The sequence below is a fragment of the Pseudoalteromonas shioyasakiensis genome, from assembly GCA_013391845.1.
GTDB lineage: Bacteria > Pseudomonadota > Gammaproteobacteria > Enterobacterales > Alteromonadaceae > Pseudoalteromonas > Pseudoalteromonas apostichopi.
The window spans coordinates 705,459-720,812 of the sequence record CP058414.1 but is presented as its reverse complement, the minus strand read 5'-3'; the positions used below and the strand labels follow the sequence as shown (position 1 = coordinate 720,812).

Below are 15,354 nucleotides of genomic sequence, written 5' to 3'. Positions count from 1 at the left end.
AAAGAGCGAGCTTTAGTTAGCTCGCTCTAAATAGTCGTTATTTTTTAACGATGAAGTGGCCTTCAAATTCAGCAACTAACACATCACCATCATATACATTCACTGGCACATGGTAGCTTGCTTTACCATTAGACTCTAAATCCGCTAACTTACCTTTACAACCAGCCAATTCAACGCTCCCGCGAGGGTCGTTATTCAGTGGCTTAAGGTATTTAATATTAGCATCAGCTAACACGATATTTCCTTCAAGGCCTGCTTCTTTCAGCGCAAGGTAAGTTGCCCCCCACCCTGTTAGCGTTGCTAAACTATAAATAGAACCAGCAAACATTGTATTATGAAGGTTTAAGTTCGCATCTAAATCAGCACGAGTAGTAAACTGCCAATCAGTATAGCTTTCAACTTTAATCCCCATCGCATCACTGATTGGAATCGACTCACGCCAAGTATTTTGTAGTACTTGTGTCCAGTTTGGATGACGAAACCAACCCGGTTCAGACGGTTTTTGTTTTACCATTTTCCAGTGCTGCACATCGTCATACGCGAGATGCGCTTTTTCTTTTACTTCGTAGCCATGGCGCTTGTAGAAATCAAGCGCGCGTTCACGAGCAAACAATACCAATTCATCGGCATCTTGAGTCCATGCTATTTTTTCTAATTCATGTAATAAACGACTACCGATATGCTGGTTACGGTTACCTTCAGCCACCGCCATATAGCGAACTTGCGCTTGCTGATGATTATTAAAATGTAGGCGAGCTACACCTAAAACTTCGCCGTCATTATTTTTGATAAAGCGGTGCTCTGCGTCTTGCTCCAAGTCATCTTGCTCAGAACCACGCGGCTCGCCCCAAGGCGCTCTTAAAACCTGCCAACGTAGTGAATAATACGCTTGCCAATCTTCGCTGCTTTGTGGGGTGGTCACTTTAAACATAAAAACTCCTGTGATAATTCAGCCACTGTCTGTTGTTTTTCTCACGTGGCCTTTGGAATGCGAATTACGATACGCGATCTTCTAACAAGTTGGAATAATACTTTGGTGACCCAGTCTAAATTATTATTCCAAGCTGTAAAAACTAATGCACAATTGCACTTTATGCCTACTGGTCTATGCTGAAATAATTGTCTTATTTTTATAAATAAATAGCTAAAGGCCCGAAATATGGAACATTTTATTGAACCCAGTGGCGCAGTAAAACATAGTTTTATTGAGGACTGCCACCGATTAGGGCAACTCATCTATTGGCATAAGCAAGGCAATTACAGTATTCAAGTTAGACAACTTAACCAATTACGCTGGTTACTGATCAACGAAACTCTACAATCCGTCATTGAGAAACGTCGCCCTGCGAGGTTGCTTTTTTCTCATTTACAATACCTTGCAAAGCTTTGGCAAGACTTAGAAGAGCCTAAAAAAATTTTAGAATTAGGGTTAGGTGGCGGTGCTATTCGTAACTACTTACAGCACACCTACCCCGACAGCCAGCTGACATCAGTTGATAAAAATCCCGACATAATCCACTGCTATAAACGCTACTTTGGTGGCGATCATGCCAATAATCTACACTGTTTTGATGCGCAACAAGTTTTAGAGCAAAATAACAAATACAATTGGATTATCTTAGATTTATTCAGTGAAGTAGACGCACCGCTATTTTTATATAAGCACCAGTTTTACACTAAATTAAGAGCTGCAATGGCAAAAGGTGGTTTATTATTTATTAATTTTTTATCTAATCACCCATCGCAACTAAAGCAACTTGAGCACCTACTGATCACCGAGTTTGGTAAGCGCCCAAGTATTGTGAAAATCCCAGACTATGTGAACCACATAGTGATGATCAAAAAGTAAAAATACTTATACCAACCCGCTTAATTAAGTAGTCTATTTTGAGGCAATAAACCTCGTTGATAACAAGGCAAAAATTTCGTTATTTAGTTGTTCTAAATGAGAAATTTTTAACGCAGTTAGCGAGAGGTTTAATCCCTCAAAATGATTAAGTATTATTGCGAGTTGGTATTACACAGCTAAATTAAAAGTAACTGGACCATCGTTGCATAAGCTTACTTGCATATCAGCACCAAAACGCCCAGCAGCGACTGTTAGGCCCGATTTTTTAGCTTCAGCGATAAAATACTCATAGAGCGTATTTGCTTGTTCAGGTGTGCCAGCACTTGAGAAGCTCGGACGCATGCCCTTTTTAGTATCAGCTGCTAACGTAAACTGCGAAACCACTAATAGCTCACCCTTAATATCCTTCAAACTTAAATTCATCTTTCCTTGTTCGTCGGTAAAAATGCGGTAATTACTGACTTTATGTAAAAGCTTCTGAGCGCTTTGCTCGGTGTCTTGTTTTTCAACACCCAATAGCAGCAAAATACCTTGTGAAATCTCACCGACTACTTCACCTGCCACTTCTACTTTTGCCTGTTTTACTCTTTGAATTAAGCCTTGCATTGATCCCTCGATAACTTGATATACATTAAATCTGCGGCACGTCGCATTGCCGCCAAATATACCTGATTATCGCTGCTGTGCCCAATGCCATCTAAAATCAATAATTGTGCATTTAACTGTTCAGCAAGCTGCTGTACCGCACTATATCGACAGATCAAATCGGCGCGGCCATGAATAAACCAAATAGGTAAATGAGTAAGTAAATGTGCATTTTCTGCGATAAAGGCCTCTTCGATAAAGCAGTGATTACGAAAATAATGCACCATTAACCTTGCTTGATTTAACCCTACAAGGGGCTCTTGTAAACCCCAGTTTGTTAATGGCTCACCATGGCACAGCACCTGTTCCCAATGACACCATAGTTTGGCAAATTTACTTGCTTTTATTTGATCGTCACTGTTTAACTGTTGCTGATAAAAATCGAGTAAGGCATGCCAATCGGAGTAATTGTGCGCAAACTCATTGAAGCACTCTGGATAAAAATGCGCGCCGGCTCCATTTTTTGTATAGAGCCATTCAAAGTCGCTATTACAAGCTAGAAAGCTGGCCCGTAAAATAAGTCCTGCAATATGTTCCCGATGATTTATTGCGTATACAAGTGCCAACGTGGCGCCCCAAGATTCGCCACAAACAAGCCACTTATCAATACCTAACTGGTTGCGTAAGAGCTCAAGGTCTGCGACTAATTCGGAAGTGGTATTTTTAGATATATCATGGGGTGTAGAATGACCACAGCCACGCTGGCTGAACATGATCACCCGAAAACGTTCTAAGTCGAAAAAGCGGCAATTTTCTGGGCACAGCCCCGCGCCAGGACCGCCATGACATAACACCACTGCAATTCCCGTAGACGCACCATATTCTTGAACATGGATTTGATGACCATCACCAACACTCAAATGATAGTCACGGTTAGCAACATAATGTGGATGTAACTGCACCTCGCTCTCCTTAGGTGCAGTATATTTAAACCTCTATATCAGGCGTGTCCTCAATATTCTCAGGGCTGATACATACAGTAAATTCTGCACCGAGTAATACGACAATCCACGACAAATACACCCATACAAACAGAATAGGTATTGTTGCCAACGCCCCATAAATAACCTCGTACGATGGGAAGTGACTGATGTACAAAGCAAAGCCTTTTTTTGTCAGCTCAAACAACATAGCTGCAAACAAAGCGCCCGGAATTGCCGCTCTAAATGGAACTCGTGTGTTAGGAACTAAAGTATAGAGCATAATGAAGCCAATCATTGAAATTATGTAAGGTAATAATTTCAATAAAAAGCCGCTAAACCCGGGAATCCCCTGATCAGCAAATGACACTAAAGAGACAATGTATGAGGTCACACCAATACTTGCACCTAGTAGTACAGGGCCTAAACTGAGCACCATCCAGTATACGGCAAACGAAATCATCATTGGGCGTTTTTTCTTAATACGCCAAATTCGGTTTAATGTAGCATCAACATTCCGGATAAGTAGTAAGGAAACCGCTGCTAAAAAGCCCACACCGACAGCAGTCATTTTATTAGCATTACCTGCAAAAGCACTGATATGCTCTTTAATTACATCTGTAGAGGTCGGCACAAGATTAGTAAACAAAAAGTTTTCTATGGTCACCAATGTGCTTTCGAACCCAGGAAAAGCAGAAAAGATTGCCACACCGACAGCCACTAAAGGTACGATTGATAACAGGGTTACATAAGCCAAATAACCAGCATTTACAGTGATTTGATCGTCAATACAACGATTAAGATACTGCATCCACCAAGTAGGTTGTTGCTTCAAGAAAATGCTTATTTGCAGCTTATAACGACTGAGCTTCTCATCCATAGAATCTAATTTCTGCTAAAATGTTTTGATAATCATAGCAATCCACCACATAATTTGAAATGACAGGTACCTAAAAAGGATTCTCAATGAAAAAACTGACACTTTTAAGTGCACCACTATTTGCAGTAACAATGGCATTAACAGGCTGTCAGTCAGCTTATTACTCAGCCATGGAGTCTGTCGGTGTGCATAAGCGCGACATTTTAGTTGATCGCGTAGAAGAAACAAAAGAGGCGCAGCAAGAATCGCAAGAAGAGTTTCAATCAGCATTAGATAGATTAACCACACTAATCAACTTTGAAGGTGGTGAACTACAAGATGCCTACAATCAACTTAATGATGACTACGAGTCGAGCTTAGCGGCAGCGAATGATGTAACAAGTAACATCAATAAAGTAGAAGATGTAGCTGAAGCCCTATTTGATGAATGGGCCGATGAGCTAGAGCAATACAAAAGCGCCTCACTAAAACGTGAAAGCAGCAAAAAGCTCAATGCAACTAAGCGCCAATTTGATCAACTACTTCGCTCAATGCGCAGTGCAGAAAGCAAAATGGAGCCGGTATTATCATCACTACATGATAATGTTCTGTATTTAAAACATAACCTCAATGCGCAGGCCGTTACTGCAATCAAAGGTGAGTTCACAAGCCTAAAACGCGATATAAAAGTGTTAATGGATGACATGAACAAATCAATTGAAGACTCTAATAAGTTCATTGAGCAAATGAATAAAGCGGGCTAACCAACTCAAGCTATTAGTAAAAAAAGCCTACTTAAACGTAGGCTTTTTTGTGTAACCTCTTGTTACTTTTTAATGATTTATCTTAAATTTTATTTTGCTAAACTCACGGCAAAGAATAAAAAGTAAGCATGGTATGCATTTAAAAACTCTCTCAACACTTATTGCAGCAGCACTCTTGAGTGCATGCAGTAATTCAAACACTGTTAATGTTATTGCCGGTGAAGGCACCATCACTCCATTAAAAACCGAGGGTGAGTACGAAGGTCGCTACCACAACCTTTATCCTGGTGATAAACAATACCCAACAACCTGCACTGACAATTGCTATGAAGCGTCAGAACTACTCGTGTGCGACGACAGCAACTCACAATGCCAATATCAAGCACAGCAAAATGTACCTGCAATCAACTCAGGCTTTAAGGTTCGTTGGTTAGGCCATGCTAGCTTTTATATTCAGTCACCCAATGGTGAACAGCTGTTGTTTGACCCTGTTAAGGATCAGTTTGATTCACCCGTAGACTTAGCCTTTAAGCTAGCAGGGGGCATCTATCGCAAACCCGGTTTTTGGCCATCAAAAGTACAACTTAATGGCTTAGATGCGGTAATGTACTCACATATTCACTATGACCATTTTAACAAAGCGGATATAGAAGAAATTGGCAATGCTCCGCGCTATTTAGTGCCATTAGGGTTTGCAGATAACTTCCCGACGGGTGGCTTTAATATTTCAGAAATGGCATGGTACGCAAGTACACAAATTAATGACTTAACTGTTAATGCGGTGCCAGCGCACCATTTTAGTAGCCGTATTATGGTGCCTTTCATTTACGACGACCACAACAAAGATCTCTGGAATGGCTGGTTACTAGAACAAAATGGTAAAACCTTATTTTTTGCTGGCGATACCGGTTACTCAAAACATTTTCAAGATATTAACCAAAAATATGGCGAGATTGATGTGTGTTTGCTGCCGATAGCTTCCTATTACCATGAAGAAAATGGCAAATGGTATCGTTATGTTCACACAACGCCAGAAGATGCATTAAACGCGGCAGAGGAACTAAGCTGTAAAGTGATGATCCCATGGGGTTATGGCAACTCAAGCTGGCAAATGGGTGATCACTCGAGTCACTCTGCGTTATTGAGATTACTACATATGCAAAAGCAAATGAACAGCCAAGTTCCTCTTTACATATTAAATGAAGGCGAGCAAGTGTCACTGTAGCGACACCTGCAAGCATTACATCGTATGTTTGAGCAATGAGTCACGTAAAGCTAGCATAAGTTTATGCGCGCTTCCTGCAGACATGGCTAATGGGTTAAATTCGCTGGTCCCTGAATATTTAAGATTAATAGGGCTTACTTGTTTAGTGTAAGGAATATAACCCATAGACCAATTTTCAAATTCCCTTTCATAAATTTCACAATAATTCAGCATGATAATATTACGATGACGCTTGTCATTAAGAATACGATGATAAGTCTCATTCACTGCTTTTCGTGACCCTTCGAGGCATTGCATAAAATGAGAACTATTAAAACAAAGTAGCCCTGTTACATTACATTTAGCATTATTCTGTTTAGCTTTCTCTAGAATATTTTCGATGTCATTAGGTCCAAATCCATCGCTAATTTCACTTGTGTAAATCAGTCTAACTAAATACATCTTACTCTCCTGCAAGGTAGATTTAGAAAACATAGTACAAGTGGGGGGGTTAGTAAAAAGTTGCGAGTTGCTCAATAAACTAATTAACTAGGTTAGAAATACAAAAAATAAGCAAAGCTATAGCTCTAATAGCAATGTTGGAACAATTCACTCCTAGTGAATGAGCTTAGGCTAAATTCCAGTGGCATTAACTTTGTTATGGAAGTATTTTCCTAAAATTCCTGTAGGTAGCAATAAAACATTAATCACTGTGGTACGAAATATTACGCCAACAAGAAAAGTAATATCAAGGTCAGGATTACCATCCCACTCAGGTTGGGACATTAGTTGCGGCACATAGTGTAAGTCACTTGCGATCTGACGGCTGACGGCTGACGGCTGACGGCTTACGGCTTACGGCTTACGGCTTACGGCTTACGGCTTACGGCTTACGGCTTACGGCTAATCATACAACAAAAAACCGCCGTATTTTTCAATACGGCGGTTTTAATTTTGAAAAACTAAAAGACCTTATTAGTCTTTAGCTGCACGACTCGCACGTTTACGCTCACTTTCAGTTAAGTGACGTTTACGAATACGGATGCTCTGAGGTGTAACTTCCACTAACTCATCATCATCGATGAATTCAATCGCTTGTTCAAGCGTATAGTTAAGTGGTGGTGTTAGCGTTTGTGCTTCATCTGTACCAGATGCACGAACGTTAGTAAGTTGCTTACCTTTAAGTGCGTTTACTGTTAGGTCGTTATCACGGCTGTGGATACCGATAACCATACCTTCGTAAACTTCAACACCGTGACCGATGAATAACTTACCGCGGTCTTGTAAGTTGAATAATGCGTTAGTAAGTGCTTTACCAGTTGCGTTTGCAATCATTACACCATTCTTACGCGCACCGATAGTACCGCCTTTATGTGGACCGTAGTGATCGAATGTGTGGTAAAGAAGACCAGAACCAGACGTTAATGTCATGAATTCAGTTTGGAAACCAATTAAGCCACGGCTTGGGATCATAAAGTCCATACGTACACGGCCTTTACCATCTGGAGACATGTCTGTTAGTTCACCCTTACGAAGACCAATTTGTTCCATGATAGAACCTTGGTGCTCTTCTTGACAGTCGATTGTAAGTGTTTCGTATGGCTCTTCTTTTTGACCATCAACTTCACGAAGGATTACTTGTGGACGAGAAACCGCAAGCTCGTAACCTTCACGACGCATGTTCTCGATTAAGATACCTAAGTGTAACTCACCACGACCAGAAACACGGAAGCTATCTGGATTGTCAGTTTCTTCAACACGTAGTGCTACGTTGTGTACAAGCTCAGCTTGTAAACGCTCAAGGATGTTACGTGAAGTTACGAATTTACCTTCTTTACCAGCAAATGGTGATGTGTTTACAGAGAACGTCATTGTTACTGTAGGCTCATCAACGCTTAGCGGTGGTAATGCTTCAACGGTATTTACATCACAGATAGTGTCTGAGATTTTCAGCTCACCCAGACCTGTGATAGCAATGATGTCACCCGCGCCTGCAGATTCTGCTTCATGACGCTCAAGGCCTAAGTAGCTCATTACTTGGCCAACTTTACCGTTACGCTTAGTACCGTCTGCACTAACAATTGTTACTTGTTGGTTAGGACGAACAGTACCACGCTTGATACGACCTACACCGATAACACCGATGTATGAGTTGTAGTCAAGCTGAGAAATTTGCATTTGGAAAGCACCTTCAGGATCTGCATCCGGTGGAGATACTTCGTCAACGATCATCTTGAACATTGGTTCCATGTTATCTGATGGCTCGTCTAAATCCATTGTTGCCCAGCCGTTGATCGCTGATGCATAGATTACTTTAAAGTCTAACTGTTCGTCAGTTGCACCTAGGTTATCGAATAAATCGAAAACTTGGTCCATAACCCAGTCAGGACGTGCACCTGGTTTGTCGATTTTGTTGATAACAACAATTGGCGTTAAACCTTGTGCGAATGCTTTTTGCGTTACGAAACGCGTTTGCGGCATTGGACCTTCTTGAGCATCAACAAGTAGTAATACTGAGTCAGCCATCGAAAGTACGCGCTCTACTTCACCACCGAAGTCGGCGTGTCCTGGGGTGTCTACGATATTGATATGGTAGTCGTTCCAAGAAATAGCTGTGTTCTTAGCTAAAATGGTAATACCACGCTCTTTCTCAATGTCGTTTGAGTCCATTACGCGCTCTTCGTTACCGCCGCGCGTTTCTAATGTGCCTGATTGCTCAAGCAGTTTATCAACCAAAGTTGTTTTACCGTGGTCAACGTGGGCGATAATCGCTATATTTCTTAACTTTTCGATGCTCATATTTTTTCTCAGAGAAATTGAATCTCATTGATCCTGCAAGATCTACGCAGTCACCTGCGTTTTCACCAGATGTCCCAGCATAGGATTTAAAAGGGCGCATATTATCCCTTAATAATGGCATGGATGAAAGTTTATCCAATATAAATTTATAAACTTTCTTCAGGCTTTTTATAAGTATCTGTTTTATAAATGACAAATTTATGAAAATTAAAGTGAATCTGAACGCAAAACTGGCGAAAATTTAGTTTTTGAACCATATTTTGGCACTAAATCGTGTTCATAGCAGAAAAATTGGCACGCGCAATAATTGTGCAAAAATAAGGTTGCACTTTTTATGCACCACAATGAACTTTTTATGCACCAACTTGGTGCTTGAAGAGTTAACAAAACTGAGCCGTGTTTATTTTTATAAGCCTAAACAATGTGTTAAAAACATGGCACGAAACCAGCTTACAATAGCGAAAAGCAATAATGCAGCAAAAATAAAACCCAACAATTGGAGGACACATGTCACAATCGGTTTTAGATTTTATCAAAGAAAATGACGTTAAGTTCATTGATTTACGCTTTACTGATACCAAAGGTAAAGAACAGCATGTTTCTATTCCTCATCACCAAATTGATGAAGATTTCTTCGAAGACGGCAAAATGTTTGACGGTTCTTCAATTGCTGGTTGGAAAGGTATCAATGAATCAGACATGGTACTTATGCCTGTGCCTGAGTCTGCGAAAATGGACCCGTTTTCTGAAGAAGCTACACTAATCATACGTTGTGACGTAGTTGAGCCTTCAACACTTCAAGGTTACGAGCGTGACCCGCGCTCTGTTGCAAAACGCGCTGAAGAATACATGCGTTCTACAGGTATTGCTGACACTGTGTTATTCGGCCCTGAACCAGAATTCTTCCTATTTGACGATGTTAAGTACAAATCAGACATGTCTGGTTCTATGTATAAAATCGATTCTGTAGAAGCAGCTTGGAACTCAGATAAAGATTACGAAGGTGGCAACATGGGTCACCGTCCAGGTGTTAAAGGCGGTTACTTCCCGTGTTCACCTGTTGATTCATCACAAGACTGGCGTTCAGCAACTTGTTTAGTTCTTGAAGAACTTGGTCAAGTTGTAGAAGCTCACCACCATGAAGTAGCAACTGCAGGTCAAAATGAAATCGCAACGCGCTTCAATACAATGGTATTAAAAGCTGACGAAATCCAAGAGATGAAATATGTTATCCATAACATGGCTCACTTATATGGTAAAACAGCGACTTTCATGCCTAAGCCAATTGTAGGTGATAACGGTTCAGGTATGCACTGTCACCAATCTTTAGGTAAAGATGGTGTAAACATCTTCGCTGGTGACAAATACGCTGGCCTTTCTGAAGAAGCTCTTTACTACATCGGTGGTATCATCAAGCACGCTAAAGCAATCAACGCATTTGCTAACGCGTCTACTAACTCATACAAGCGCCTAGTTCCAGGCTTCGAAGCACCAGTAATGCTTGCATACTCTGCACGTAACCGTTCTGCTTCAATCCGTATTCCAGTGGTACCGTCTGCAAAAGCACGTCGTATCGAAATTCGTTTCCCTGATCCAACAGCAAACCCATACTTAGCATTCTCAGCAATGCTTATGGCGGGCCTTGACGGTATCAAAAACAAGATCCACCCTGGCGATGCAATGGACAAAGACTTGTACGATCTACCTGCTGAAGAAGCTGCTGAGATCCCACAAGTTGCATCTTCTTTATCTGAAGCACTTGCATCACTAGACGCTGACCGTGAGTTCTTAACTCAAGGTGGTGTGTTCACTGATGACCTAATCGATGCTTACATTGCTCTTAAGAGCCAAGAAGTTGAAAAGCTTAACATGACAACTCACCCAGTTGAGTTCGAAATGTACTACAGCGTTTAATTTAACGCTGTATCAGAATTATCTGAAAGATAATAAATGTGTGTTCTCAAGCCCGCTTTGCGGGCTTTTTTAATGGTAATTGAGCGGGTTCTACTCTACAGTTTTATTTAAATAAAAAATGCAGGGTTGCAGGGTGAAAAGCACAACTTTATTAGTATTATTGCTGATTTTTATAAGCTTTTTTGGCTATAGCGCAGCGCAAAAAGTATATTCTTGGAAAGATAAGAACGGCGTTTTAGTATTTTCTGATACACCGCGACCTGGTGCTATCGAAGTAAAAATAAATACCCAAAATTTGACTATGCCAGCTACCGATACCAGTATACTTGATAGGGGCGCGCCAAACACCACACCTATTAAATTTAAAGTCAGTATTTCATCTCCTAAAAACGAAGCCACTGTTCGCGAAAATACCGGCTCTGTATACGTTACTGCGCGAATTAGCCCACGCTTTGAAACAGGGTTTAAAGTACAGCTTTTACTTGACGGTACGCCCCATAGTGAACCTAGTAATAGTACGACCTTTGCACTAAGAGAGGTCAACCGCGGTGAACACACATTACAAGCAAAACTTTATGATGCTAATAATAAACTCGTTTCGGTTAGCCCAATCAGCACCTTTTTCATGCATAGAGCTTCTGTAATTAGTGGAAACTAATATTTCAACTTAACGTCTCGCAACGCAAAAAGAATATGCTAAGCTGCAATAAATCGAAACGCACTAAAATGGTGCAACCATGCTCAGTGATACACACTTTAATTCTGAATTGCTCGACAGTATTTGGAAAAATTTAAGTACTGCCGTTATTCTACTCGACCATGATTTTAAACTGGTTTATGCCAATGATAGCGCCAGTGAGCTTTTAGGTTTAGGCCCGAAGCGAATCATCAATCAACCTTTCGACAATTTATTTAACTACCACTCAATAGACTTAAAGCGCATAGCTCAGTATTCATTATTCGATGGTGTCGATTGCCATCAGCATAGAGCTGACGTAGTGTTCGTTGATTCTCGTCATGCAAAATTGACCATTAGTACACGACGTATAAGTCACAACGATAGTCACTATATATTGTTCGAATGCCGTCAAATGGATGATGAAATCCGTCACGATCAAGCCTCTAATCAAATGCATCAATATCAAGCTGCACGAAACTTAATTCGTGGTTTAGCACACGAAATTAAAAATCCTTTAGGTGGAATTCGCGGAGCGGCGCAATTATTGCAGTATGAGGTTGATCAGCAAGAACGAGATCAATGTGCTGAATTAATCATTGAACAAGCCGACCGTTTACGCGAGCTTGTAGACCGTTTACTTGGTCCGAATCAATTGCCACATAAATCTTATGGCAATATTCACCAAGCTTTAGAGTCAGTGATTAAACTGAGCATGTTAGACAACAATGCCAATATCACTTTAGTGAAAGACTATGATCCAAGTATACCAAGCGTATACATCGATCAAAGTAAAATTCAACAAGTGGTACTGAACATTATTCGTAATGCACAACAGGCACTCGTTGATGGTGGTGAGATAAGAATAAAAACCCGCATCAATCATCAACACAGACGCCCTGGTAAAGCACCGAAAAAGACCTTGCTGATACAAATTTCAGATAACGGCCCAGGTATAGACAAGAGTTTACGTGAAACCTTGTTCTACCCAATGATCACCAACAAAGAAAATGGATCAGGGCTTGGTTTATCGATAGCGCAAACCTTGGTTGACCAACATGACGGCCACATTGATTGTGACAGTTGGCCAGGCCATACAGAGTTTAATATCTATTTGCCTTTTACGGATTAATGGTTTTTTGGAGTAGTCATGAAAACAGTCTGGTTAGTTGATGATGATGCCTCAATTCGCTTTGTACTAGAAAAAGCGTTGGCACGTGCAGGATTTGAAACTGAAAGCTATGCAAACGCACAAGATGTGCTTAATGCATTAAAGTTTAGCCAGCCCACGGTATTGGTATCTGATGTGCGTATGCCAGGTATGGATGGTATGGCGTTACTTGAAACCATTGCTGAACAAAACCCGGGCTTACCGGTGATCATCATGACTGCTCACTCTGACTTAGATTCGGCGGTTAATGCATTCCAAAAAGGCGCATTTGAGTACCTTGCCAAACCGTTTGACTTAGATGAAGCTGTAGCGCTGGTAGAAAGTGCATGCCGAGCTAATTCCACGAAAAAAACTAAGCGAAAACAAGCACCACAAACTAATGCACATATAATAGGTGAAGCACCCGCTATGCAGGAGGTGTTTCGCGCGATTGGTAAATTATCAGCATCAAGTATGAGTGTGTTGATTAACGGTGAGTCAGGTACAGGTAAAGAGCTTGTCGCCAGTGCCCTTCATAATCACAGTCCACGCAAAGAAAACCAATTCATCGCCCTGAATATGGCTGCAATTCCTAAAGAGTTAGTAGAGTCAGAGTTATTTGGTCACGAAAAAGGCGCATTTACAGGGGCAGACAGCATCCGTAAAGGCCGCTTCGAGCAAGCAAATGGCGGCACCTTATTTTTAGATGAAATTGGTGACATGCCACTCGACGTACAAACACGTTTATTGCGCGTTTTAGCTGATGGCGAGTTTTATCGTGTTGGTGGTCATCAAAGCATTAAAGTTGATGTACGTATTATTGCTGCTACGCACCAGAATCTAGAAGATTTAGTAAAACAAGGCAAATTTCGTGACGATTTATTTCATCGTTTGAATGTTGTGCGCTTACGCTTACCTGCCCTACGCGAACGTACTGAAGATATTGAACGACTAGCACAACACTTTTTACATAAAAGTGCCAAAGAGCTACAAGTTGAAAGCAAAATATTAAGCCCAAAAGCCACAGAGCAGCTACGCTTGTTTAATTGGCCTGGTAACGTGCGACAACTAGAGAATACTTGCCGCTGGTTAACCGTAATGGCACCGGGTGAGCTTATCAGTGAACAAGATTTACCACCGGAGATTGTTGCTGTCGAGCCTACTGAGCAAGAAGGTGATTGGCTGGATGCATTTCAACAATGGCTTAACCTTGAACTTAAGCAAGGCAAAACAAATATTTGGCCAGCTATTCAAGCTCAACTTGAAACTCGCTTGATTAAAACAGCTCTTGCCAACTGTGCTGGCCACAAGCAAGAAGCCGCAGTAAAGATTGGCTGGGGTCGCAATACATTGACCCGCAAGCTAAAAGAGCGCAATATTAGCTAATTTTAAGCTATACCGATGTGAGTCAATGAATTTAATCGAGCACATTCCACTCATTAAACAAATGGAAATTATTAACAGATTGCCGTTTTTTAGGGAGTTTACTCTCAGTGAGCGACAAGTGTTATTAGAGTCCTTCAGTCATTTATATTTGGTCAAACAGGGCCGCGCAGTTTTCAAACAATATGATACTGATAAACGACTTTATATTGTGCTAAGTGGCTCACTCATGGTGTTCAAACAAAGTCACTTACTTGAACTTGGCACAATCGAGCCCGGTGAGTTTATCGGTGAAGGCGCATTTATTAATAACCGAGAGCACAGCACCAGTGCACGCGCTAGAGTCGATACCATTTTGTTAGCTATCACCCCTGAAGCACTCATCCGCTTACCCAATGTGATCCGCGAGAAAATTAAAGATCGCATAATCGAAGGCATGAGTGAGCGTATTACTAAACTCAGTAATTACCTCGAATCAGGTAGTTAGTCCATATACACCACTTGCAATGAGCAATTCAACCAACTGGGCTTATTAACGCGAGCCGTATAACGATAAGTATCAGATGGTTTTAGACCAAAAGGGGTACTCACTTTTGGCGTTAAATGACTGTATGTTTGCGAGTAATTTTTATAATAAATGACTAAGTAGCCATATAAATAATCCCAATCTAGTGAGACTTTTCTACCGCTTGCAAGGGTAAAGTGTGCCTGCTTGTCATTAAATGTAACAGCAAGATCATTGTACTTGTCTTCAACACATCCAGTGGTGAGTACACGAGTCGGCATAGTAAAACTAGTTGCAGTATTTTTAGCTCTTAAGTAAAAGCCAATATTTCCATGATTGTAAAAGTGATTGGCATCTGTGGTGTACTTAATTTCAGCTTGATAACCCAGCCCCTGCATAATTTCTGCAAGTTGCTCGGTTTCATGAGTCAGAATTTTATCGCTCGATAACATTAAGGTCGCATCAGCAAAGTCTCTTGGAATAGGTAGCTTTGTGTATTCATAAGGTAAGCTTTGCTTATTTAAAGCTTGCTCTAATGTGTGCAGCTGTTGTTCATCAAGTTTTTCAGTGTATACGTACACTGTTGGTTGCTGACAACCTGCCAAAATTAAAAATAGGGCTGCTGAAATTATCCTTTTCATTTTCTTTCTCACTTTGGATTACAACTGTAGTCTAAAGTGAGAAAA

Annotated in this window: 15 protein-coding genes; 8 read left to right on the top strand and 7 right to left on the bottom strand. The window is 40.9% G+C overall.

The window, feature by feature from the left end; genetic code table 11:
- Positions 1-37: 37 nt before the first annotated feature.
- A complete protein-coding gene (locus tag HYD28_03270) occupies positions 38-931 on the bottom strand; it encodes a YiiD C-terminal domain-containing protein (protein ID QLE08065.1) in 894 nt (297 codons plus the stop codon).
- A gap of 228 nt (positions 932-1,159) precedes the next feature.
- On the opposite strand from HYD28_03270, the gene HYD28_03265 reads away from it, so the two are divergent.
- Positions 1,160-1,849: an SAM-dependent methyltransferase gene (locus HYD28_03265; protein ID QLE08064.1), complete on the top strand. Its 690-nt coding sequence runs from the start codon at positions 1,160-1,162 to the stop codon at positions 1,847-1,849.
- A gap of 168 nt (positions 1,850-2,017) precedes the next feature.
- Here the strand turns inward: HYD28_03265 and HYD28_03260 are convergent, their stop codons facing one another.
- The 3 genes from HYD28_03260 to HYD28_03250 are packed head-to-tail and all read right to left on the bottom strand — an operon-like array spanning position 2,018 to position 4,294.
- Positions 2,018-2,455, bottom strand: coding sequence for a D-tyrosyl-tRNA(Tyr) deacylase (locus HYD28_03260; protein ID QLE08063.1), 438 nt, complete (start codon positions 2,453-2,455; stop codon positions 2,018-2,020).
- Entirely contained in the window at positions 2,443-3,396 is a 954-nt protein-coding gene (locus HYD28_03255; GenBank protein QLE08062.1) for an alpha/beta fold hydrolase, read from the bottom strand. The genes HYD28_03260 and HYD28_03255 overlap by 13 nt, the downstream gene beginning before the upstream one ends.
- Positions 3,397-3,421: 25 nt before the next feature.
- Complete coding sequence (locus HYD28_03250; GenBank protein ID QLE08061.1) at positions 3,422-4,294, bottom strand: virulence factor BrkB family protein; 873 nt, start codon at positions 4,292-4,294, stop codon at positions 3,422-3,424.
- An 86-nt stretch (positions 4,295-4,380) separates the two neighbouring features.
- On the opposite strand from HYD28_03250, the gene HYD28_03245 reads away from it, so the two are divergent.
- Complete coding sequence (locus HYD28_03245; GenBank protein ID QLE08060.1) at positions 4,381-5,037, top strand: DUF2959 domain-containing protein; 657 nt, start codon at positions 4,381-4,383, stop codon at positions 5,035-5,037.
- 133 nt (positions 5,038-5,170) lie between these two features.
- Entirely contained in the window at positions 5,171-6,262 is a 1,092-nt protein-coding gene (locus HYD28_03240) for an MBL fold metallo-hydrolase (GenBank protein QLE08059.1), read from the top strand.
- A gap of 15 nt (positions 6,263-6,277) precedes the next feature.
- Here the strand turns inward: HYD28_03240 and HYD28_03235 are convergent, their stop codons facing one another.
- Both HYD28_03235 and typA read right to left on the bottom strand, forming a co-directional pair.
- Positions 6,278-6,703: a BLUF domain-containing protein gene (locus HYD28_03235; protein ID QLE08058.1), complete on the bottom strand. Its 426-nt coding sequence runs from the start codon at positions 6,701-6,703 to the stop codon at positions 6,278-6,280.
- A gap of 513 nt (positions 6,704-7,216) precedes the next feature.
- On the bottom strand, positions 7,217-9,040 hold the full coding sequence (typA, locus tag HYD28_03230; protein QLE08057.1) for a translational GTPase TypA: 1,824 nt from the start codon (positions 9,038-9,040) through the stop codon (positions 7,217-7,219).
- A gap of 507 nt (positions 9,041-9,547) precedes the next feature.
- On the opposite strand from typA, the gene glnA reads away from it, so the two are divergent.
- From glnA to HYD28_03205, 5 genes are all read left to right on the top strand, one after another.
- Positions 9,548-10,954 (top strand): glutamate--ammonia ligase, encoded by a 1,407-nt coding sequence (gene glnA, locus HYD28_03225; GenBank protein ID QLE08056.1) that lies wholly within the window; start codon positions 9,548-9,550, stop codon positions 10,952-10,954.
- A gap of 118 nt (positions 10,955-11,072) precedes the next feature.
- Entirely contained in the window at positions 11,073-11,612 is a 540-nt protein-coding gene (locus HYD28_03220; protein QLE08055.1) for a DUF4124 domain-containing protein, read from the top strand.
- Between the two features lie 79 nt (positions 11,613-11,691).
- Positions 11,692-12,762 carry a nitrogen regulation protein NR(II) gene (gene glnL, locus HYD28_03215; GenBank protein ID QLE08054.1) on the top strand — a complete coding sequence of 357 codons (1,071 nt, stop codon included), beginning with the start codon at positions 11,692-11,694 and terminating at the stop codon, positions 12,760-12,762.
- 18 nt (positions 12,763-12,780) lie between these two features.
- Entirely contained in the window at positions 12,781-14,166 is a 1,386-nt protein-coding gene (gene ntrC / locus HYD28_03210) for a nitrogen regulation protein NR(I) (protein ID QLE08053.1), read from the top strand.
- Positions 14,167-14,191: 25 nt separating this feature from the next.
- The gene (locus tag HYD28_03205) at positions 14,192-14,650 is read left to right on the top strand and encodes a cyclic nucleotide-binding domain-containing protein (GenBank protein QLE08052.1); all 459 of its coding nucleotides are present in this window, start codon (positions 14,192-14,194) and stop codon (positions 14,648-14,650) included.
- Here the strand turns inward: HYD28_03205 and HYD28_03200 are convergent.
- Positions 14,647-15,309: a hypothetical protein gene (locus HYD28_03200; GenBank protein ID QLE08051.1), complete on the bottom strand. Its 663-nt coding sequence runs from the start codon at positions 15,307-15,309 to the stop codon at positions 14,647-14,649. The two genes, HYD28_03205 and HYD28_03200, sit on opposite strands and share 4 nt — an antisense overlap.
- Positions 15,310-15,354: the final 45 nt, after the last annotated feature.

Bases quoted from the DNA above. Each gene is read 5' to 3' on its own strand.
- HYD28_03270 (QLE08065.1), bottom strand. From the start codon at position 931: ATGTTTAAAGTGACCACCCCACAAAGCAGCGAAGATTGGCAAGCGTAT.
- HYD28_03265 (QLE08064.1), top strand. From the start codon at position 1,160: ATGGAACATTTTATTGAACCCAGTGGCGCAGTAAAACATAGTTTTATT.
- HYD28_03260 (QLE08063.1), bottom strand. From the start codon at position 2,455: ATGCAAGGCTTAATTCAAAGAGTAAAACAGGCAAAAGTAGAAGTGGCA.
- HYD28_03250 (QLE08061.1), bottom strand. From the start codon at position 4,294: ATGGATGAGAAGCTCAGTCGTTATAAGCTGCAAATAAGCATTTTCTTG.
- HYD28_03245 (QLE08060.1), top strand. From the start codon at position 4,381: ATGAAAAAACTGACACTTTTAAGTGCACCACTATTTGCAGTAACAATG.
- HYD28_03240 (QLE08059.1), top strand. From the start codon at position 5,171: ATGCATTTAAAAACTCTCTCAACACTTATTGCAGCAGCACTCTTGAGT.
- HYD28_03235 (QLE08058.1), bottom strand. From the start codon at position 6,703: ATGTATTTAGTTAGACTGATTTACACAAGTGAAATTAGCGATGGATTT.
- typA (QLE08057.1), bottom strand. From the start codon at position 9,040: ATGAGCATCGAAAAGTTAAGAAATATAGCGATTATCGCCCACGTTGAC.
- glnA (QLE08056.1), top strand. From the start codon at position 9,548: ATGTCACAATCGGTTTTAGATTTTATCAAAGAAAATGACGTTAAGTTC.
- HYD28_03220 (QLE08055.1), top strand. From the start codon at position 11,073: ATGCAGGGTTGCAGGGTGAAAAGCACAACTTTATTAGTATTATTGCTG.
- glnL (QLE08054.1), top strand. From the start codon at position 11,692: ATGCTCAGTGATACACACTTTAATTCTGAATTGCTCGACAGTATTTGG.
- ntrC (QLE08053.1), top strand. From the start codon at position 12,781: ATGAAAACAGTCTGGTTAGTTGATGATGATGCCTCAATTCGCTTTGTA.
- HYD28_03205 (QLE08052.1), top strand. From the start codon at position 14,192: ATGAATTTAATCGAGCACATTCCACTCATTAAACAAATGGAAATTATT.
- HYD28_03200 (QLE08051.1), bottom strand. From the start codon at position 15,309: ATGAAAAGGATAATTTCAGCAGCCCTATTTTTAATTTTGGCAGGTTGT.